This window comes from Microcoleus sp. A6-C6 (assembly GCF_036705955.1).
Lineage (GTDB): Bacteria > Cyanobacteriota > Cyanobacteriia > Cyanobacteriales > Microcoleaceae > Microcoleus.
Genome location: NZ_JAUBVR010000012.1, coordinates 1 through 19,931, shown reverse-complemented (window position 1 = coordinate 19,931; position 19,931 = coordinate 1). Strand labels below are relative to the sequence as shown.

Genomic DNA, 19,931 nt, shown 5'->3' with positions numbered 1-19,931 from the left:
ACCATAACCGATCAACTCTCTGCGGTCGGTGTGCATGGGCGTTGTTAGACACCATTTGAGCTAGATGATGCAACTGTAACACCATCTAGCATACGCATTAATAAACTTGCAAAACCTAGAATCTCAAAAGTTTTTATTGGATCAGAGGTATCCAAGAAACGATGGCTGAGTGGATTCTTAAAACTACCGATTGCGCCTCGGTACATAAACTGTGCTGCGTCCTGTTCTGAATTTACTTCACTAAAAATGAGCTTTGGTTGTTGATTAGGACTCATAACCTTTGAAACCAGCTTAACTCCTAGATCAGTTGGTTCTGCTGATGCACGAGCTCGAATTTCTTCCTCGACAGTTTTCATCGCATTGAATATTGCATCATCATACTTTCCAGATTCAAACTGTTGCTGGCATCGCTGAATAATTTTTGGATGCAGAGAATTGATTGTGAATTTGAAGCTCGTCTGGGGTTCAGGTATCATCTGACCTAACCTGCGCTGCAAGTCGTCAATTAGTTCTTCACTCGATGATATCGAATTTGCGCCATGCTTGTAGAGAGTATCTTCAAATGGTGTGAGAACCTTTTCGTAAAGTTCCCGAACATACTGACGACGTTCAGAATAACTACCCAAATTAGCGGACCAGTAACTATACCAATCCCACAGCGATCTAAAAGAATTTGGATTGTCAACATTGAGGCCTTCATTTTGTAGAGATTCCAGCTTCAATCTCACTTCCATATATAGCTGCTTATACTCATCCTCTTTTTCCTGAATACGTGCTTCACCTGTTGCCACTGTCTCCATAAGTTTCTGAACTTCGTGAATTTTCTGCACAAGTTGTTCAAGTGATTGTGGTGTCATATAGAAAAAAAATCTCTATTATTGATTAGTTATCAGTTTCGCGGTCTAACGATTTAGTTTAACTGCGCGCGATCTTTCCAGGATAGAAAGACTTTCTAATAGTGCTTCTACAACTTCTCTTTTTCGTCTCATATATTAATTACTAAGATAAAATCAAACAACTTACAGTTTCAGCAATGCTCGTACTTGTATCTCTCTACTTGTACTTTATGTTAATAACAGTCTCCCCTTGTGACCCAACTCTAAAATTCACATTACAAGGAATACCTAGTTCATTTAGGTTAGTACCAATATTTATACCTGCTTCTTTGGCAATTTTTATCTCTAATTCATCGACCCCGTTTTCTTTGCCAGATCTAATTATTTCCTTGATATTTTCAAGATCATTCCCCTGACTTAAAGTAGCAGCATCAATAACCTTCTGAGCTAGTGGTTCAATCAATAGTTTCCATATGTCATAACCAGGGATAAGGCTTCTCCAACCATGAGGAAGGACAGATTTAAAGGCAATTGCAGCTATATCATTGTAATCAATTGAGACTTTCTTAGTCATCGCTTAATTTGCCTGAGCAATCTCTAGAACTTCGTTGTGATCCGCAGCAACTGCGTACACCTCTGCGTCAAATTCACAATCAAAAGGCGTGTGAACCACTAGCTGAACACAAAACCAAGGACTGTCGCTCGCAGTTGCGACGTACTCCCCCACAATGGGAATCTGCGCAAACTCTCGTGTTTCGTTGTTAGACCAACCCCGTTCCTGCGGGCTTCTAGTGTGAAAAAACACTTTCATTGACATACCAAACTCCTTTGAGTTGCATAACAGTCTAGCTCAACCGCAGCAGCTACTGTGCACGCTTAGCTCTTTTCGCTACATAGCTATAAAATACCGCAAATTGCTCATGTATGTCAATTTCTTCTTACTCCCGTCGGAATCTCCTGTTGCGGGTATAAAAGCATAGCATATCGTGACTAGCTCCTTCCTTGACAACAGCGATCGACTAAAGAACGCATCAAACAGTGTAAAGCCCCTCAATCTACAATTGTTATGCTGAAACAAAGCATCTGTCCTTTCAGCACTATCCAATATACATCATTAAAACGAGCGAATTGGAAGTCTACAGTTGGGTGAATACTCGCGATCGCCACCTAGAACCGATCGCCCTTCAACCTCCCCCAGCCCACCCCAACCACAATAGTTAATAAAAACTTTACAAAACTTACCAAGTCGCCCAACACGAGTTAGAGTTATCCTAGAAAATCCAGCAATCCTGCAAAGCGTCAACCTTCCCGTAACTCATCCAGTGGTTCGATGACTCAAACCCAAAGCACAAAAACTACCAACAAAACCGCAATTTATTCCTTGACAATTGCTCCCGCCCGTGTATTGCGGGGTCAAAAAGCCCTATCACAAGCCGGAGAGGCGATCGCCCGTTTCGGAAAACGGCCACTAATCGTCGGCGGCAGCAACTCCCTCGCCGCCGCCCAACCCTACCTGCAACCAACCCTCGAAAGGGCGAGCACGGGGGCATCGCCCCTACAATCCGCGTACATAGACTACGGCAAAGATTGCAGCGAAAACAGCCTCGAAACCCTCCGCGAAGCCGCCCAAACCCATCAAGCCGACTTCATCATCGGCGTCGGCGGCGGCAAAGCCTTGGATGCAGCCAAACTCCTCGCCCATCAGTGCCAAATTCCCATTGTCACCATACCGACATCAGCAGCCACCTGCGCCGCTTGGACAGCCCTTTCTAACATTTATTCCGAACAAGGCGCATTCCAATACGATGTCACATTAGCCAGATGTCCCGATTTATTGATACTCGACTACGGCTTAATTCAAACTGCACCTGAACGAACATTAGTAGCAGGAATTGGAGATGCGATCGCCAAATGGTACGAAGCATCAGTCAGCAGCGGACACTCCGAACAAACAATGATAATTGCCGCAGTCCAACAAGCTAGAATCCTGCGCGATATCTTATTCCAAAAATCAGCCGCCGCCCTCAAAGAACCCGGTAGCGAAATCTGGCAAGAAGTCACAGACGCAGCCGTATTGCTAGCAGGAGTAATCGGCGGCATCGGCGGAGCCCAATGTCGCACCGTCGCCGCCCACGCCGTCCACAACGGCCTAACTCATCTATTAGCAAGTCACGGCACATTGCACGGAGAAAAAGTCGCCTACGGCATTTTAGTGCAACTGCGATTAGAAGAAATGCTGCAAAACAATCAACTCGCAGCCACCGCCAGACAGCAACTGCTCAAATTTTACAGCGAGATTGGATTGCCCCAAACTTTAGACAATCTAGGACTCGGAGAAATTAGCCTCACACAATTGCAGCAGGCCGCCGACATAGCCTGCAATCCCGACTCTGACATCCACAGACTGCCGTTTAAAGTCGTACCCGAACAATTAATGGCGGCGATGGTTTCTACTACCGCACCTGTGGGAGAATTGAAAATCAAGCATTAAAACCTTTTGTAGTAAGGACTAAAGTCCTGAAAAAACCGTGCTAGAAAGCAATACGGTTCCGTTAAGTCCGATCCCCCCTAACCCACCTTAAGAAAGGGAGGACAAGAGTATTCTCAAAGTCCCCCAAGGAGGATTTAGGGGGATCTCCGGGTGTTAACTAAACCGTATTCTGCTAGAAAGGACTGAAGTCCTGACTACAAACCAGGAAAACTGACAACTGACAAAAAACAAATGACTTTGGATTGGATTAGCCCTGCTGACAGGTTGCAAACACTACCGCCCTACGTATTTGCCCGTCTCGACGAACTCAAAGCCCGCGCCCGCGAACAAGGACTAGATTTAATAGACTTAGGAATGGGAAACCCCGACGGTGCCACTCCTCAACCAGTAGTAGAAGCCGCCGTCGCAGCCATCCAAAATCCTGCAAATCACGGCTATCCACCCTTTGAAGGAACTGCTAGTTTTCGCCGCACAATTACCAAATGGTACAGCCGCCGCTACAATGTTGAACTCGATCCAGAAAGCGAAGCATTGCCTTTATTGGGTTCCAAAGAAGGTTTAGCACATTTTGCGATCGCCTACATCAATCCCGGCGACTTAGTATTAGTACCGAGTCCCGCTTATCCGGTATTATTTCGCGGCCCGATTATCGCCGGTGCCAAAGTTCATAACATCATCCTCAAACCCGAAAATGACTGGGTAATTGACTTAGGTTCGATTCCCGACAGCGTAGCCGAACAAGCCAAAATACTCTACTTTAATTATCCCAGCAATCCGACCGGAGCCACCGCCCCCCGCGAATTTTACAAAGATATTGTTGCTTTCGCCCACAAACATCAAATATTACTGGTTCATGACTTGTGTTATGCGGAGTTAGCCTTTGACGGCTATCAACCGACAAGTTTATTAGAAATTCCCGGCGGCAAAGAAATCGGCGTCGAATTTCATACGATGTCAAAAACCTATAACATGGCAGGTTGGCGAGTTGGTTTTGTCGTAGGAAACAGCAAGATAATTCAAGGTTTACGAACCTTAAAAACTAACCTAGATTACGGTATATTTTCCGCTTTGCAAACAGCAGCAGAAACAGCACTGCAATTGCCCGATAGTTACTTGCACGAAGTTCAGCAACGCTACCGCACTCGCCGCGATTTTATGGTTGCAGGACTGGCAGAATTGGGGTGGAATATTCCTAAACCTCTGGCTGCAATGTATCTCTGGGTTCCTTGCACTCCGGGGATGAGTTCGACGGATTTTGCTTTGAATGTTTTGCAGCAAACGGGTGTTGTAGTGACTCCTGGTAATGCTTTCGGCCCTGGCGGCGAAGGATATGTGAGGATTAGTTTGATTGCTGATTGCGATCGGCTGGGAGAAGCTTTGCGACGCTTGAAACAAGCTAATATTCGCTATCAATAGTCATTGGTCAGTAGTCATTGGTCATTGGTCATTGGTCATTGGTCAGCAGCAAACAACTAATAACTGTAGAATCAAGACATCGGACAAATAACGTCAGCCAACAATTAATAACCAATGACTACTGACTGCTGACTACTGACTACTGACTACTGACCAATGACTATAACGTTTTAATTTGCTCGATCGCCCAGCCAAAAGTTTCCATAACTTGCTGGAGGGCAAATTCGTCTTCCAAAGTAGATAAAGCCAGACTCGGAGACCTTCTCTCTCCAGGTTCTGTAGGTAGCGAGAGACCGATCGAACTCAGCTTGTTTCTCAATTCCAGCCAATTTTGTTCTGCATTAAACGGCGGCTGGGAACCATAATTGTCAGCAGAAATCTCCATTCTGCCAGCAATATCTACAGTGAATAACTGATATAGTTTTTTTCCCCTGTGATGCAACCCGGCGGCAAAACCGCCGTAGGTGTCCCCCGTTCCCCAATTGATTTGAATTTCGGGTTCTTGATTTTTCGCCCAAAGGTATATGGATTTTGCGATTCGCGCCTCATCTGCGCCCCTTCTAGCCTTGATTTCGGCAAAAAATGACAATTCATCCCAGCGTCTTCTTTCGCGAGTTGTGCTGGATTTTTTCTGCTGTGCTTCTGCTGTCTGACCGATGACTCTGGGAACCAATGTTTTTAAACCATCTTCACTGACATATTGCTTAATTTCCAGGGCTAAAACTTCAACCGGATCCATTTGTTCGTTGAGAAATTCCACAACTCGGCGCATTTCAGCGGAAATCTCGTCAGCTACAAATACTAGGCGAACTTTACCCGCTTGCAAATTAGTTTTAACCTTCTGCCAAAATAGGTCTTCATTCACATCTTCACCGAGAAACTCTTCAAAAATCTGTTCTGGATCGCGACCCCGATCGCGACAATTAGCTTCAAACAGAGCAATAATAGAATCGATCGGCCAATAAACCAACGCATTAGCAGCATAGTCGATCGACTGACCCAACACTTTTTGCCGCAGTTCGGCATTAGGAGTGCGCCTGACATCCACCAAAGTAGGAACGGCATTTTGGTCGAGAAACAAATGATCCAGCGACCATTGGACGGCTGTTTCCTCATCCGTGGGCGTTGCTGCTTCCCGCGAAATTAACAGCCACCTCCGCGCCGTCGCGCGATCGATTTGGTCTCCGGCGATCAAGTTAGGATAAGTTACTAGCAAGTCTTGTAACTGGTCTTCCGAGTCGTAGGGCTGTTCCATCATTTCTACCAGCCTGTCGTCGTCCTGAATCAGATAAATACCTCCAGCCATGCACATTCACCTAGTAAATTTTAGATTTTAGATTTTAGATTTTAGTCAGTTGTCATTGGTCATTAGTCAGTAGTCATTAGTCAGTAGTCTTCAGCCAATGACTTCAGAAGGCGCAGGGCATTAGTCATTCAGCATTCTTCATAATTAAAAAAGTAAAGAAAAATTTTGAATTCAAGAATTTTTCTTATTTGTCAATTCCACCAAAAACTGCTTCTGACTAATGACCAAAGACTAATGACCAAAAACTAATGACCAAGGACTAATGACAACTGTCAACTGTCAACAGACTACTGACAGCCAGTAAATACTCGCTGTGCCGGCCCAGTCATGTAAATCCGCCCAGAAACTTCTGCCCATTCGATTTCCAAAACGCCGCCGGGGAGTTCAACAGCAGTTGCCCGATCGCACTTCCCGACCAACACCCCAGCCACCACAGCAGCACAAGCACCAGTCCCACAAGCTAGAGTAACACCTGCGCCCCTTTCCCACACCCGCATTTTTACGTAGTTCGATCGTATAACTTGAATAAATTCCGTATTGGTACGCTGCGGGAAGACCGGGTGGTGCTCGAATTGAGGTCCGACATTTTCTAAAGCAACAGCCGAAACATCGTCTACAAAAGTAATGCAGTGAGGATTACCCATGCTAACGCAGGTAACAGACCAAGATTTACCGGCAACATCGATCGGCACATCTATCACTTTCGCATCCGGTGCAGCTAAAGTTGTCGGAATTTCCGCAGCCAGAAGCCGGGGAACTCCCATATCCACCTTAACTTGACCGTCCGATCGCAATTCCGGGCTAATCACACCCGCCAGAGTGTGGATGCGGTAGTCAGTTTTTGCCTTCTCACCTTCCAAATCAGCGATAAACTTAGCCAAACAGCGAATCCCATTGCCGCACATTTCCGGTTCCGAACCGTCGGAATTAAAAATCCGCATCGTATAGTCAGTGCCGTTTTGACCCGGAAGAGCAAAAATCACGCCGTCTGCGCCAATGCCAAAATGTCGATCGCACATTTCGACAGCTTGTTCTGGTGTTAAAACTGGTTCTGAGGAGTGGCGGTTGTCAATCAGAATAAAATCATTGCCCAGGCCGTGATACTTCGCAAACTCGATCGGCATAAAAACAAACCTCTTTTGGTTAAAACTGATTAGTTGATACACTGCATAAAGTCATTAAGTCATTACTCATTTGCCAGTTGCGTCCCGCCCGGATGTCATTAGTTCTCAATCCTCACTCCTCAGTTGGCCACCCTACGACTAATGACTAATGACTAATGACCAATGACCAATGACCAAATTACCCATTTCCCAGTATGTCTGAATTTGAGACCGGATTGCCCAGCATTCGCTTAATACAAAGCTACATCAAAGAAAAAGAACAGGTAGAGATCAAACTCATGACCGGCGACTTGCTAGCCGGCAGAATTTTTTGGCAGGACAATAGCTGTCTTTGCCTCCTAGATCCCTCAGAAACACAAATTATGATTTCGCGATCGGCAATTGCCTATATTAAACCCAACAAGTGAGGAGATGGGAAGAGGGGGAGAGGGGGAGATGGGGAGAGGGGGAGATGGGGAGATGGGGAGATGGGGAGAGGGGGAGATGGGGAGAGGGGGAAAATATTCCCTCTTCCGTCTTCCTTCTTTCTTCTTCCGTCTTCCGTCTTCCGTCTTCCGTCTTCCGTCTTCCGTATTCCGTCTTCCGTCTTCCTTCTTCCTTCTGACTAATGTCAACTGTCAACTGTCAACTGTCAACTGACAACTGCCAACTGCCAACTGCCAACTGCCAACTGCCAACTGACTAATCGCTAAACAGCTTTTCGCTGACTTGGGCGGTGAGAAAAGGCAGCTTTAAGGCTGGTTGCCGAACTGGCGGTGAGGCAGTCCGCTGCATCAAACCGAGCTCGTAGAAGCCCCCACACAGTAACAAACGATCGCCCTCTTGCAAACTGGTAGTTGCGTCCGGCCAGCGAGTAAATTTCCCCTCCCGGCGGATTGCCCGCACCTGCACCCCGTACTGGATCAGCAAATCTACCTCTGACAGTTTTTTGCCCGCCCAAAGGCTGTTGGCTGGCAGCCTCAGCCACTGGCAAGAACTACCGCCCTGCGGCACTGCAACTTCGCCCTTCGCCAGCAACTCAAAGCTGATGATTTCTTCCGGTTCTCCCACTACCAAAACTCGATCGCCAGACTGCAAAGCTGTCTTGCCGTTGGGATAATCAATTTCCTCGCCATCTTGGCGGACGATCGCCATTACGCTGACCCCTGTCAACTGTCGCAAGTTAGTTTCTTCCAGAGTCATGCTGGCGATAGGAGAACCCTGCGGCAAGTTGTACCACTCGCTGTTCATATCTTGAACGGCCACCTTCAAATCCCGCGAAATCGCCAAAGGTTCGCGCGCTGGCCGCAATTCCAGATAACGGCTGCTGCGAATTTGCTGCACTTCCCGTCCAATTGCCATTGTTGAGACGCCCATGCCAGCCAGCAAGTGGGCAGACAGTTCTAAACTAGCCTCAAACTCCGGCTGCACAACTTCCCACGCCCCCAGTTGGTAAAGCAGTTCGATATCTTTATCTTTGTTGGCCTGCACGACAATATCCAAATCTGGAACTAATTCTAAAGCCCGCTTCAGACACAAGCGAGTGCTCATGGGATCGGGAAGGGCGATCGCCATTGAAGCGGCCCGTTCGATCCCGGCAGATTCCAAGACGTGCAAGCTAGCAGCATTCCCGTAAATGTAGGGAATTCCTAGCACTCTGCAATCTTGAATTCTCCTTTCTGACTCATCGATCACCACAATTGAACAGTTGCGGCCCTGCAGCATTTTGACTAAATTTCTGCCAACTCGCCCGTAGCCGCAAATCACAACATGATTTTGTTCCGGCAAATTTTCCGCGATTTCCACAGGTTGAGATGTTTCGTCAAAATATCGCTGCAAAGGCCCGAAATTTTCCGCCCAATTCAATAATTGCGGCACGCTTCTCAATACAAACGGAGTCAGCACCAAGGTGACTGCTGTCGTTCCTAAAATTAATAGATAAACTTCTCGCGAAACCAGTCCCATCATTTGACCGGAACTAGCGAGTACAAAGGAGAATTCTCCGATTTGAGCTAAGCCCAAACCTACGATCAATGCTGTTTTTAGCGGATAACCAAATAGTCGAACGAGCGGCGTGATTATCAAGAATTTGCCGACAAATACTAGAAATACCAGTCCGAGAATTAATTCTAGATGGCTCCAGAGAAACATCGGGTCGATTAACATTCCGATGGTGACAAAAAATAAGGATGCAAAAATATCTCGCAAAGGCTCAACGTAAGTTAGAGTTTGGTCGGCATATTCCACCTCCGAAATCATTAAACCCGCCACAAAGGCGCCCATCTCGATCGAGAAGCCCAGATATTCTGTCAGCAGCGCAATCCCTAAAGCCAAAACCACAACTCCCAGCAAAAACAGTTCCCGGCTTTCCGTTCTCGCGAGGTAGCGCAGCAATTGCGGTACGATCCAAATGCCGGCCACTACTGCACCAGCAGCAAATAAACTGATCCGCACCAGAGCCCAGACTACCGTCATGCCGATCGCCTCTGCGGGCTGATTGAGGGCCGGCAAAACTGCCAGCATTAGCCCCAAAGCCAAATCTTGAACTACCAAGATTCCCAGCATGACTTGCCCGTGGGAAGTACCGCCTTCATTGCGTTCCATCAAGCATTTGAGTACAACTGCTGTCGAGGAAAGCGACAGAATCGACCCTAAAAACACGCCTTGGGCGGGGGATTCTACCCAGCCTACGGCTAAGGAAATTGCAGTAGTAAAGGCGATCGTCAGCACAATTTGCAAGCCCCCCCCGCCCAGACTAATTGCTTTAACTCGATTTAATTCGGCAAAGGAAAACTCTACTCCCAAAGCAAACAACAGAAAGGCAACACCGAATTCAGCGAGGGTGTCTACCTGAATTAATTCTTTAATCAGCCCCAAACCAGCCGGCCCAATTACGATCCCTCCCAGGAGGTATCCGAGAATTACCGGCTGTCGCAACAGCGATGCAAAGAGTCCTCCTGCTGCGGCAGCAGCGAGAACTATAACTAAGTCAACGATCAGTCGGAAGTCTTCTTGCACAACTTTATGAAAAAAGTGTAAAGTTATATTATAGTGTTTAATGTGTTGACTATGTTGGGGGCGTTGATTATAGTTGAGTAGCAAGCCCAACTGCCACTGTTGAACAAGGTATTTTTTCATGACAAAGAGTTCTACTCCTCACAAAAAGCTCAATCTCTTGCAAGTTTATCGAGGGATTGGGGCGTTATTGGTGGTAATGTTTCATGTCAACCAGATGAGCACGGAGAGATTAAATCAAGTTACTTTTTTTAATCTATTTCAGGCTGGCTGGAGTGGTGTTGATTACTTTTTTGTATTGAGCGGTTTTATCATGGTGTATGTTCATCGATCGGCGATCGGGAAAAAAGACCAGTTAAAATCATTTTTAGTCAAGCGCTGCGTCCGAATTTACCCGATCTACTGGATAATTACTCTGATAGTTTTGTGTTTCTTTCTAGTTATTCCCGGTTTTGCTAATGCTCAAGATTTAAATTTTGGAAAGATAATTCTGTCGCTGCTCTTGATTCCTCAAAATGACAAGCCGATTCTGGATGTAGGTTGGACTTTAGTTTACGAAATGTATTTTTACGTATTGTTCAGCATAGCTATCTGGTTCAAGCCTAAACAGTCAGTGCCTATACTTTTGGCTTGGCTATTGATTACACTTCTACATTTTTCTAAAGTCATACAATTTTCCGATACTTTTTTCTTACTAAATCTAGTATTTGGTAATATGAATCTAGAATTTGTTTTGGGTGGATTGGCTGCTTATATAGTGATTAAATATAACAATAAAATTACCAATTACAGATGGTTATTATTTGGGATAGCCAATTTAGGATATCTTATATTAGCAATACTGGTAGCTTGGGGCAACATTGAGTTCGATCGGATCCAAACTTTTGCAGTGCTGGCCGCTCTGTTGATCGTTGCTGCAAGTTCGATCGACCTTAAGGATTCTCCGAGAATTCCTGCTCTTTTCATCTTCCTAGGCGATGCCTCATATTCAATATTTCTGCTCCACAGCCCAGTGATATCAGCAAGTACAAAAATTGTGCAAAAGGCGAATTTAGGAAAATATTTCGACGGTTTCTTTGCTCCGGCTCTGGTGGCATTGTTTGCCGTAGTTGTCGGCTGCATATTCTACTCTTTGATCGAAAAACCTCTGACGGTTTATCTGCGGAAAAATATAGTTGAAAAAATGAGCCTTCCAAAGACACAAGCAGGCTAATTGTGTGGTGCGTCGGGGTGAGATTGTCGATTTGATGCGAATATTGGCGATCCCGACGCACCCTACATCTGAGGCTATCGGATCACAAAAAAAGTGCTAAATTTGCCAGCTTTGTGTAACATTAGCTTGACAAAGGTTAAGGAAGCCTAACTATGCTCATGACTGTGAATCGAGGCAACTGCGGGCAAAGTGCGAACATATCTGTGGGTGCTATTTCCCGGTGGCGACAGTTGAAAGCAAATAAGCTAACGATAAGTTCGATCGCGCCTATGGTGGCCGGCTTTCTGAGTTTGGCCCTGCCGGTGCAAGCTTTGCAGGTAGTCGTAACACCACAAAATCCCGAACTGGGAGATACGCTGTCAGTAATCATTCAGGTTGACGGTAACGGCGGGGAAACTCCAACAGTTTCTTTACAGCAGAAAAACTACCCCGCGTTTCCGATCGGCAACGGCCGCTTTCGGGCCCTGCTACCGACGACGCCGGTAGAGAAACCCGGTGCCCGCCTTCTGCAAGTCTCCGGTGACGGACAAGTGCAGAAGTTGAACGTGCAAGTGCGCGATCGAGATTTTCCCACTCAATCCATCTGGCTGCCACCCGGTAAAGACGAAGAAGGTACAGATGCCGAATTCGATCCCGTGGACGCCTTTAAAGCACTGGTGACACCCGAAAAATTTTGGGATGGCAAATTATTGCGCCCTAACTCTGGCGAAGTTACCACTATTTACGGCGTGCAGCGATACTATAATGGAGTATTTGCTAAAGACTACTACCACCGTGGCGTGGATTACGGCGGCGCTTACGGTTCCCCTGTAGTCGCACCGGCCGCTGGTAGGGTTTCTCTCGTGGGACGGGAATCCCAAGGGTTCAAAATCCACGGTAATGTGGTTGGTATCGACCACGGTCAAGGGGTAGCAAGTATTTTGATGCACCTCAGCCGGATTGATGTCAAGGAAGGTGATTTCGTAAAAGCGGGTCAAGTAATTGGTGCTCTGGGGTCAACGGGGGCTGCGACAGGCCCTCACCTGCACTGGGGACTTTATGTGCACGGGCAGTCGATCGATCCGGTACCTTGGCGGCTTCAGGGAATTGAGTAGGACTTTTTACCGATTTTGACGAATTTAACGGTCAATTATGGGGTAAGTTTGTGGCTGGGGTACACAGATAAGTGTTCTAGGCGATCGGTATTGAGTTAGGATTTGTATGAAAATTCTCAACTCCACCATCGAAACTCGAATCTGAAGACGCCAGCAATTGCGTCTTTAAAAAACAAAACTGTATTAATGATGCCGTTGAGCGGGAAGCATATATGAGTATTGAAAAAATTGTTGAACAGGCTTTGCAAGACGGCTATTTAACGCCGGCTATGGAAGCTGAAGTGGGACGGATCTGCAATACGGCTTCTGAATTGTCGATCGAAGAGTACATGGCTCTCGATCGCCTGATGGGAGCTTTGTTGACTGGGGAAGTTGTGGTTTTGCCACGCAAACAGTTCATCAATGTGATGGAAGAGTTGGTGCTCAGCGATGCGATCGCTAGGGTGGCAGAAATTGAAGCGACGAGCGAGCTGAATTTGGATGTAGGAGATATTGCAGCTTATGCTTTAAATAGGCTGCCGCCTCTGTACGCTACGACGGAAGAGGGAGCTCACTTTCAAAGGGCTAGGGCTAAAGAACAACTTCACGATTTGATTTCCAAAGAAGTCAATGCAGCGATCGACCGCAACTTGGACAGACCAGATCCCGTCCACCCCACAGCTTTGGGCAAGTCTTCTGGAAGCGAAGTTCTGTCTAATCTCAGCAATTGGCTGCAAGCTAACGCTGTTAACTTTGAACTCCAGCCGTAGTACCACCTCCAACAGCTCTATTTTGGTTAAGTCGATCCCGCTCTATTCAGAAAGCGGGATTTTTAATTTGTGAGCCACAAACATTCATTGATCCGCAGAAGCCAGAAAGCAGAAGGGATTCATCAGAATGCCTTCGTCATAATTAAAGAAAAAAATTTTTAAGAGTTTTCTTGGTTTGTTACCTAAAACAAACAATTCCCTTTTCCTTCTTCTCTCTTCCCTCTGACTGACGACTGACGACTGACGACTGACGACTAATGACCAATGACCAATGACTTCAAACGATTAATTATTGCTCTCAGAAGAGTCTGCTGAGGGGGCGGCAGTAACTTTTATTTCTCGCTTTTCACGTTTTTTCCGTTCCGCTTGGATGACATCTTGAAGCACGATTCGCGCTTGGGCCATTTTTTCCAAATTGCTCCGGTACAAATCTAAATCTTTGCTAACTTTGTCTTGAGGGAGGTGCAAGGCCGCACTGATTTTGGCGATCGCGCCATTTCGCGTTTCTTGGTCTTTTACCATTTCGGGGTCAGCTTTTTCTAACAGCGAAAACAAGCCGATCGCAAATAAGCGACTGTACTTAAATTGAGCGTTGCTGGCGATCGCCCCTAAAGACGCTTGCAAATCTCCTGTATCCTCAAAGCTGGTTGAGCGATCGAGCCACGACAGCAACTCAGACCCGGAAAGTCGCTCGGCCAAGCTTTCCAATCTGTGAGCGTCTTGCTTGTAGCGATCGGGATCGTCTTCTAGGGACTTGCACAAAGCGTTAAAAATCGAAAGTCTATCTGCTTCTGGGGCGTAACCGAGCATGAATCGATCGAAAGCTGTCACCACACCCAAAGCATAAATCGGGTCGTATTGAAAATCGACATTCGCCAAAAGCAAGTGCATTTCTACCATCAACTCTTCCACCACTCGACGGTAAATTGAGTTAATTGGTCGAGTGTGAATCGTATAGAAACTTCGCTTAGTATCTGAAACAGTACGGTTATTGTTCACCTGAGTTTTATAGATAAATAATTTTGCCGCAGCCTATGGGCGAGCGCGGCATGAGTAAAGTCGGGGGAGTCGATTGGCGATCGCGCTGACAAAATTTGCCAGTTTTTTTCAAAGTGCAGCAGCCGGGAAGACAGACAAAATTTTATGAAAAAGATTTTGCGGGCGATCGGCAGCAACAATTAATAGGTCGCACTACGAGGACAAAAGCCAAGTATCTTTACAATCATAGCTTAGCTGGGATCGCTCAGAAATCTAATCTTTTGACTTGTCCAGCCCATCTCTCGCCAGCCATATCACAATAAATTTTTAATGTCAAGCCCAAATCCTCAAAAATCCCACAAAAATGACAATTTCTCCTGAACTAAGAACGTTAGCCCAGTACATGGCCGGTGAATTTGACAACCGGGAACAAGCCCTAGCAGACCCGGCTTGGTACGTTCACCTGCGTTTCTGGCAAAGACCATTGCCCGTGCCTCTATTTTCCGAACCCAGCATTGCCCTGTTTGCCGAACAAGCCAACATTCTGGAATTAGACAAGCCCTACCGCCCGCGAATCGTGCAACTGAGGCACGTGAAGACAGCACCGGGACTTATAGAAGCTCAGTATTATATGTTTAAGGATATCGAAACCGTCAAAGGAGCCGGTCGCAACCCCGACTTACTGGCAAAACTCAAGGGCGAGCAAATCGAACTTCTCCCCGGTTGCACTCTTTCCATTGCGGTGCAAAATTTAGGCTCAAATCGCTATCGTTTTCGGGCATCTCTGCCGGAGGGAACTCGTTGTGGATTTACCTACGGCGGGCAAAGTTACCAAGTAGACTTGGGGTTTGAAGCCGCAGAGGAGGAATTTCTCAGCTATGACAAAGGAATAAGCCCCACGACAGGCAAGGCTATCTGGGGAGCTTTAATGGGCCCTTTTAGATTTGTGAAGCGTCAGGATTTTGCTTCTGAAATATTGGCTAATACGCTTGGGATCAGATCGGACGGCGGTTGAAACCGCCTCTAAACAAACAAAGATCGGACGTACGGTTGAAACCGCGCCTACAAAAACAAAGTCCGCCTCCGCGGACTAAAGAAGAAGTTGACATTCTCACCGCCCTAAAAGTGCGGCGATTCCCAAACATCGCTATTTGGGTTCCTGTTTCATTGCAACTGCCTCCACCTCCCGAAGGGTTTTCCGGTCTTATGCTCGCTCCACAGGCTTTGGCTATTGCCTCCCGCAAGCCCTGCGGTAGACTTTTAATTAGAGACTAAAAGTCCCCCTAAAAGGGGGGAGGTTTCAACCCTCCGCTACGCTCCGCCCAATTTTTCGATGACGTAATTTTCACCGCCCGGTCTTCAACCTGCGGAGGCAGGTTTTGTTTGTCTAGACGCGATTTCAATCGCCCGGTTTTCTTCAACCTGCGGAGGCAGGTTTTGTTTGTCTAGACGCGGTTTCAACCGCCCGGTCTTCTTAACTTGCGCGTGGCACCCCCTCTAGAGCTTCTTCTTCCGTGTCAAAGATTTCAAACACAGAATCCATCATGGTGACTTCAAACACCAGTTTGGCTTCTGGATGAACATTGCAAATGCGGAAACTGCCCTTAACTTTATCCGCATCGCGCATACCGGCTACCAACGAGGTCAGGCCAGAACTATCGATAAAGTTTACCTGACCAAGATTCACGACGACATGACGGCTGAGTTTGGAAATACACTCTTGCAACTTGAGGCGGAATTGCCAAGCTGTCGTGATGTCCAACCGTCCTGTCGGTGCTAAGACGATAACTGTTGTACCGTCTTGAAGCGTGTGGGTTTTTTGATCAATATGAATCACTGACCCTTCCCTCAAAATTATTACTATTTATCGCGGTGGTTACTTTCTCAGTAGTTTAACTCAGGTCGGTGACTGCTGAGGCATCCAATTCGCCCAATCTTGGGGTTTTAAGAATTTGGAGTAGAGTTCGGCTTCTGGAGAGTTGGGTTCTGGCTCGAAGCAATATTCCCAGCGTACCAGAGGCGGCAGGGACATCAGAATCGATTCGGTGCGTCCGTTGGTCTGTAAGCCAAAGGTCGTGCCCCGATCGTACACTAAGTTAAATTCAACGTAACGGCCGCGGCGATAAAGTTGGAAATCGCGCTCGCGATCGCCGTATGCTTTCGATCGATGCTTTTCAACAATTGGGGTGTAAGCCGGCAAAAATGCGCGGCCGCAGTCCTGTACGAAGGCGAACAGCGACTCCCAGCTTCGGGGTTCCGGGTTGCCGGCATTCTTGCTGTACTCAGCGGCTTTGCCTTTGACGTTATGGTCGCGGTAAAGCGCGCCTTGAGCGCTTTGGTAGTCAAAAAACAGGCCGCCCACGCCGCGAGTTTCTTGGCGGTGTGGGAGATAGAAATATTCGTCGCACCAGAGTTTAAAAGTCGGATAATAGTCCGAGTGGTGTTTGTCGCAAGCTGCTTTCAGAGTTTTGTGAAAATGAGCTGCATCCTCAGCCAACGGGTAATAAGGAGTCAAATCCACACCGCCGCCAAACCACCAAATCGGCCCAGCCTCAAAATAGCGGTAATTGAGGTGAACCGTAGGCAAATAAGGATTGCGGGGGTGCAGCACCATCGAAGTCCCAGTGGCGTAAAAATCGTGACCGGCCGCTTCTGGGTGCTTCGCAAGAATCAAAGCCGGCAAACTTTCGCCCCAAACTTGGGAAAAATTAACTCCGCCTTGTTCAAACACATTGCCTTCGCGCATGACGCGAGAACGTCCGCCCCCGCCTTCGGAGCGTTCCCAAGAGTCCTCTTTAAATTTGCCACCACAGTCGAGCTGTTCGAGGGATTGACAAATTTCGTCTTGTAGGCTTTTCATAAATTGGCTGACTCTAGCTCTAGAATCAGCGGGCGGCAAAAACGGGGAAGTGGCTGTTTTAAGTGTTGTAGAAACTGTCATAAAATTTCTGTTGTCAGATTTAAGTCTGAGATGGGCGATGATTCCCAAATCCAGTCGCCATGTAATTATGCCACCGTAGGTCTGCAAATGATCGCAATGAAGATACATTAAAAAATAGCAACAAAAATATACTTAAACCTGCGATCGAAAATTCGCTAACCCAATTGCAGAGCTATGGTGGAGAACACAATGCCCAATACACTCGATATTAGTTCAGTCTTAGAAATCCTGCGACCCGTGCAAGACCCCGAACTGCAAAAGAGTTTGGTGGAATTGAACATGATTCGTAACATTAAAATTGACGGCGGTGTCGTCAGTTTTACTTTAGTGCTGACAACGCCTGCTTGCCCGCTGCGAGAATTTATTGTCGAAGATTGCCAAAAAGCTGTCAAACAGTTGCCAGGAGTCGAAAAAGTGACCGTGGAGGTGACAGCGGAGACGCCGCAGCAGAAGGGAATGGTCGATCGCCAAGGCATAGAAGGAGTCAAAAATATTATCGCCATTTCCAGCGGCAAAGGCGGCGTTGGCAAAAGCACGGTGGCGGTAAATGTAGCTGTAGCACTGGCGCAAACTGGCGCTAAGGTGGGTTTACTCGATGCCGATATTTATGGGCCCAACGACCCAAATATGTTGGGTTTGGGGGACGCGAAAGTGATGGTGAGGGACGGAAAAAGCGGGGAAAGCCTCGAACCGGCTTTCAACTACGGCGTCAAATTGGTGTCGATGGCATTTTTAATTGAGAAAGACCAACCTGTGATTTGGCGCGGCCCGATGTTGAACGGGATCATCCGACAATTCCTCTATCAGGTGAATTGGGGCGATTTAGACTATCTGATTGTTGATATGCCTCCGGGTACTGGAGACGCACAGTTGACAATGGCCCAAGCGGTGCCGATGGCTGGTGTGGTGATTGTGACGACTCCGCAGACGGTGGCTTTGTTGGATTCGCGCAAGGGGTTGAAGATGTTCCAGCAGTTGGGAGTCTCGGTATTGGGAATTGTGGAAAACATGAGCTATTTTGTGCCGCCGGATATGCCTGACAAGCAATATGATATTTTCGGTTCCGGCGGCGGGGAAAGGACGGCTGCTGAGTTGGGAGTGCCGCTGTTAGGCCGCATTCCGCTGGAAATTCCGCTGCGGGAAGGTGGTGATTCGGGTGTGCCAATTGTGGTGGGACAACCGGGTTCTGCTTCGGCGAGGGAGTTGCGGGCGATCGCGGGTCGGATTGCTGGTAAGGTTTCTGTAGCAGCCCTAGCTTAACAAAGTTAGTCCAGGACGCACGGGTGTCGAGAAACCGGGTTTTTTAGGAAAAAACACAGGTTGCAGCCCTAGAATTGATAAAAACCCGGTTTCTCAGAGTCGCAGTGCGTCCTAGAAACCAGAAACGGTAAACTATAAACAGTCAAACTTAACTTTGAAACAATTATGATTTTTCCAGGTTCGGCAGTTCGAGTTAAAGATAAGGGCGAGATTTACTACGGCTTTCAAGGACTTGTGCAGCGAGTTACCGACGGGAAAGTCGCGGTACTGTTTGAAGGTGGCAATTGGGACAAGCTGATCACGTTCCGCCTTTCGCAGTTGGATCTCGTGGATGCTACGGCTGGCCGCGCGAAATAGTAATTAGTCAGTAGTCAATAGTCAGTAATCAGTAGTCAGTAATTATTGGTTACTGATTATTGGGAGAGATTCAAAAATAATAACTGTCAACTGACTAAACTATGCGTTTACCTTTACCCCAATTTGGCACAAAAGAGCGCCATCCCGATCGCATTGCTGAAGTCATCGAGACAGCAACTTCGGAGTTTTTGGCTCAATGTTTGGAACCGGAAGACTTGAGTTTTCCGGCGATGCCGCCTTTTGGGAGTTGGGTGAAGGCGGAAGATGAAGAGTCAAAAAATCAAATCTATGGCGTGGTTTATCATGCTACCACTAGCCCGATCGACTCCGTGCACAGAGCCCGCGCCTTGGGTTTGTCCCTAGAAGAGTTGCGGGAAGAACAACCGCAGATTTTTGCGATGCTCAAAACCGAGTTTAGAGTGGCGATTGTGGGGTTTGAGAAGCCACCGGAAAGGTTCAACGGCCACGGCCAATCGAGGGGTACAATTTATCAGTATTTGCCGCCACGCCCGCCGCAAATTCACCAGGCGGTTTATCGCTGCGAATCGGATGAGGTGATTGATTTTACGGTGCAGTTGGATTTTTTGAGGACGCTGCTGGGGGTGACTAATGCGCCTGTGGATGCACTGGCGGCGGCGACGATTCGAGAGATTTATCAGTTGCGGATGCGCGATCGAGCTTGGTTGGTAGAAGCCGGGAGGAATTTAAGTGTTTTGTTGAAGGATGATTATGACAGATTGCGGGTGATTTTGAGCCAGATTCATCCCTAGGATATGGTATAGCTTTTCTCAAAAAAATGAGGTACGCGAACGGCATAGGGCATAGGGCATAGGGCATAGGGCATAGCGCATAGGGCATGAGGCTCTCCTCACTTTTTTGATAACCGCTATAATTGTTTAAATAGCCGAATCTTCCCAGAATTTCCGATTATCGAACTGATAGCTCAATACGGTTCACTTAAGACAGATCTCCTTGGCACACCCATTAAAAAGGGGAGTAGGGGGTGGGACAAGAAAGCTCTCAAAGTCCCCGTTGCTTTCGGGGGATTTAGGGGGATCTCCGGGGCATAAATAGTGTTAAGTGAACCGTATTGACTAGACCTCCTGCGAAAGTCTGATATAATTGTCAAATAAATAGAAGTTCAACGCATCAAAAATGAGTTACGAAAAAGT

The 19,931-nt window shown here is 47.1% G+C and carries 20 protein-coding genes; 10 read left to right on the top strand and 10 right to left on the bottom strand.

What is annotated here, in order from left to right:
- Nucleotides 1-44 precede the first annotated feature (44 nt).
- The 3 genes from QUB52_RS07440 to QUB52_RS07430 form a co-directional block, all read right to left on the bottom strand.
- Nucleotides 45-857: a TIGR02391 family protein gene (locus QUB52_RS07440; RefSeq protein WP_332972777.1), complete on the bottom strand. Its 813-nt coding sequence runs from the start codon at nucleotides 855-857 to the stop codon at nucleotides 45-47.
- A gap of 196 nt (nucleotides 858-1,053) precedes the next feature.
- Nucleotides 1,054-1,410 (bottom strand): hypothetical protein, encoded by a 357-nt coding sequence (locus QUB52_RS07435; RefSeq protein WP_332972776.1) that lies wholly within the window; start codon nucleotides 1,408-1,410, stop codon nucleotides 1,054-1,056.
- 3 nt (nucleotides 1,411-1,413) lie between these two features.
- Entirely contained in the window at nucleotides 1,414-1,647 is a 234-nt protein-coding gene (locus QUB52_RS07430; RefSeq protein WP_332972775.1) for a hypothetical protein, read from the bottom strand.
- A 519-nt stretch (nucleotides 1,648-2,166) separates the two neighbouring features.
- Between QUB52_RS07430 and QUB52_RS07425 the strand changes: the two genes are divergently transcribed.
- Together QUB52_RS07425 and QUB52_RS07420 are read left to right on the top strand one after the other, a co-directional pair.
- Nucleotides 2,167-3,327 (top strand): iron-containing alcohol dehydrogenase family protein, encoded by a 1,161-nt coding sequence (locus tag QUB52_RS07425; protein ID WP_332972773.1) that lies wholly within the window; start codon nucleotides 2,167-2,169, stop codon nucleotides 3,325-3,327.
- Nucleotides 3,328-3,558: 231 nt separating this feature from the next.
- Complete coding sequence (locus QUB52_RS07420) at nucleotides 3,559-4,743, top strand: aspartate aminotransferase (RefSeq protein ID WP_332972771.1); 1,185 nt, start codon at nucleotides 3,559-3,561, stop codon at nucleotides 4,741-4,743.
- Between the two features lie 160 nt (nucleotides 4,744-4,903).
- Here the strand turns inward: QUB52_RS07420 and QUB52_RS07415 are convergent, their stop codons facing one another.
- On the bottom strand, nucleotides 4,904-6,049 hold the full coding sequence (locus QUB52_RS07415; protein ID WP_265239434.1) for a hypothetical protein: 1,146 nt from the start codon (nucleotides 6,047-6,049) through the stop codon (nucleotides 4,904-4,906).
- 287 nt (nucleotides 6,050-6,336) lie between these two features.
- Entirely contained in the window at nucleotides 6,337-7,173 is an 837-nt protein-coding gene (dapF, locus tag QUB52_RS07410) for a diaminopimelate epimerase (RefSeq protein WP_265239433.1), read from the bottom strand.
- A 194-nt stretch (nucleotides 7,174-7,367) separates the two neighbouring features.
- On the opposite strand from dapF, the gene QUB52_RS07405 reads away from it, so the two are divergent.
- Nucleotides 7,368-7,580, top strand: a complete 213-nt coding sequence (locus QUB52_RS07405) for an Hfq-related RNA-binding protein (RefSeq protein ID WP_265239432.1) — start codon at nucleotides 7,368-7,370, stop codon at nucleotides 7,578-7,580.
- Here QUB52_RS07405 and QUB52_RS07400 read toward each other — a convergent pair.
- Together QUB52_RS07400 and QUB52_RS07395 are read right to left on the bottom strand one after the other, a co-directional pair.
- Nucleotides 7,564-7,794 (bottom strand): hypothetical protein, encoded by a 231-nt coding sequence (locus tag QUB52_RS07400; RefSeq protein ID WP_332976145.1) that lies wholly within the window; start codon nucleotides 7,792-7,794, stop codon nucleotides 7,564-7,566. The two genes, QUB52_RS07405 and QUB52_RS07400, sit on opposite strands and share 17 nt — an antisense overlap.
- Nucleotides 7,795-7,854: 60 nt before the next feature.
- Nucleotides 7,855-10,170 (bottom strand): cation:proton antiporter, encoded by a 2,316-nt coding sequence (locus QUB52_RS07395; protein WP_265237931.1) that lies wholly within the window; start codon nucleotides 10,168-10,170, stop codon nucleotides 7,855-7,857.
- A 118-nt stretch (nucleotides 10,171-10,288) separates the two neighbouring features.
- On the opposite strand from QUB52_RS07395, the gene QUB52_RS07390 reads away from it, so the two are divergent.
- The 3 genes from QUB52_RS07390 (at nucleotide 10,289) to QUB52_RS07380 (ending at nucleotide 13,223) form a co-directional block, all read left to right on the top strand.
- Nucleotides 10,289-11,380 carry an acyltransferase family protein gene (locus tag QUB52_RS07390; RefSeq protein ID WP_265237889.1) on the top strand — a complete coding sequence of 364 codons (1,092 nt, stop codon included), beginning with the start codon at nucleotides 10,289-10,291 and terminating at the stop codon, nucleotides 11,378-11,380.
- Nucleotides 11,381-11,532: 152 nt separating this feature from the next.
- Nucleotides 11,533-12,474, top strand: a complete 942-nt coding sequence (locus QUB52_RS07385; RefSeq protein WP_375339819.1) for a M23 family metallopeptidase — start codon at nucleotides 11,533-11,535, stop codon at nucleotides 12,472-12,474.
- A 212-nt stretch (nucleotides 12,475-12,686) separates the two neighbouring features.
- Complete coding sequence (locus QUB52_RS07380) at nucleotides 12,687-13,223, top strand: late competence development ComFB family protein (protein ID WP_265237890.1); 537 nt, start codon at nucleotides 12,687-12,689, stop codon at nucleotides 13,221-13,223.
- Between the two features lie 285 nt (nucleotides 13,224-13,508).
- Here the strand turns inward: QUB52_RS07380 and psb29 are convergent, their stop codons facing one another.
- Entirely contained in the window at nucleotides 13,509-14,222 is a 714-nt protein-coding gene (gene psb29, locus QUB52_RS07375; protein WP_332972767.1) for a photosystem II biogenesis protein Psp29, read from the bottom strand.
- A 343-nt stretch (nucleotides 14,223-14,565) separates the two neighbouring features.
- Between psb29 and QUB52_RS07370 the strand changes: the two genes are divergently transcribed.
- Entirely contained in the window at nucleotides 14,566-15,216 is a 651-nt protein-coding gene (locus QUB52_RS07370) for a chromophore lyase CpcT/CpeT (RefSeq protein WP_265237892.1), read from the top strand.
- 459 nt (nucleotides 15,217-15,675) lie between these two features.
- Here QUB52_RS07370 and QUB52_RS07365 read toward each other — a convergent pair whose 3' ends face one another.
- Nucleotides 15,676-16,038: an STAS domain-containing protein gene (locus tag QUB52_RS07365; RefSeq protein WP_265237893.1), complete on the bottom strand. Its 363-nt coding sequence runs from the start codon at nucleotides 16,036-16,038 to the stop codon at nucleotides 15,676-15,678.
- A 60-nt stretch (nucleotides 16,039-16,098) separates the two neighbouring features.
- Nucleotides 16,099-17,142, bottom strand: coding sequence for an oxygen-dependent coproporphyrinogen oxidase (hemF, locus tag QUB52_RS07360; protein WP_332972764.1), 1,044 nt, complete (start codon nucleotides 17,140-17,142; stop codon nucleotides 16,099-16,101).
- A 189-nt stretch (nucleotides 17,143-17,331) separates the two neighbouring features.
- On the opposite strand from hemF, the gene QUB52_RS07355 reads away from it, so the two are divergent.
- From QUB52_RS07355 to QUB52_RS07345, 3 genes are all read left to right on the top strand, one after another.
- Nucleotides 17,332-18,402 (top strand): Mrp/NBP35 family ATP-binding protein, encoded by a 1,071-nt coding sequence (locus QUB52_RS07355; protein ID WP_265237896.1) that lies wholly within the window; start codon nucleotides 17,332-17,334, stop codon nucleotides 18,400-18,402.
- A gap of 165 nt (nucleotides 18,403-18,567) precedes the next feature.
- A complete protein-coding gene (locus QUB52_RS07350) occupies nucleotides 18,568-18,759 on the top strand; it encodes an NAD(P)H dehydrogenase subunit NdhS (RefSeq protein ID WP_106149246.1) in 192 nt (63 codons plus the stop codon).
- Nucleotides 18,760-18,860: 101 nt separating this feature from the next.
- Nucleotides 18,861-19,529, top strand: a complete 669-nt coding sequence (locus QUB52_RS07345; RefSeq protein ID WP_265237897.1) for an HAS-barrel domain-containing protein — start codon at nucleotides 18,861-18,863, stop codon at nucleotides 19,527-19,529.
- Nucleotides 19,530-19,931: the final 402 nt, after the last annotated feature.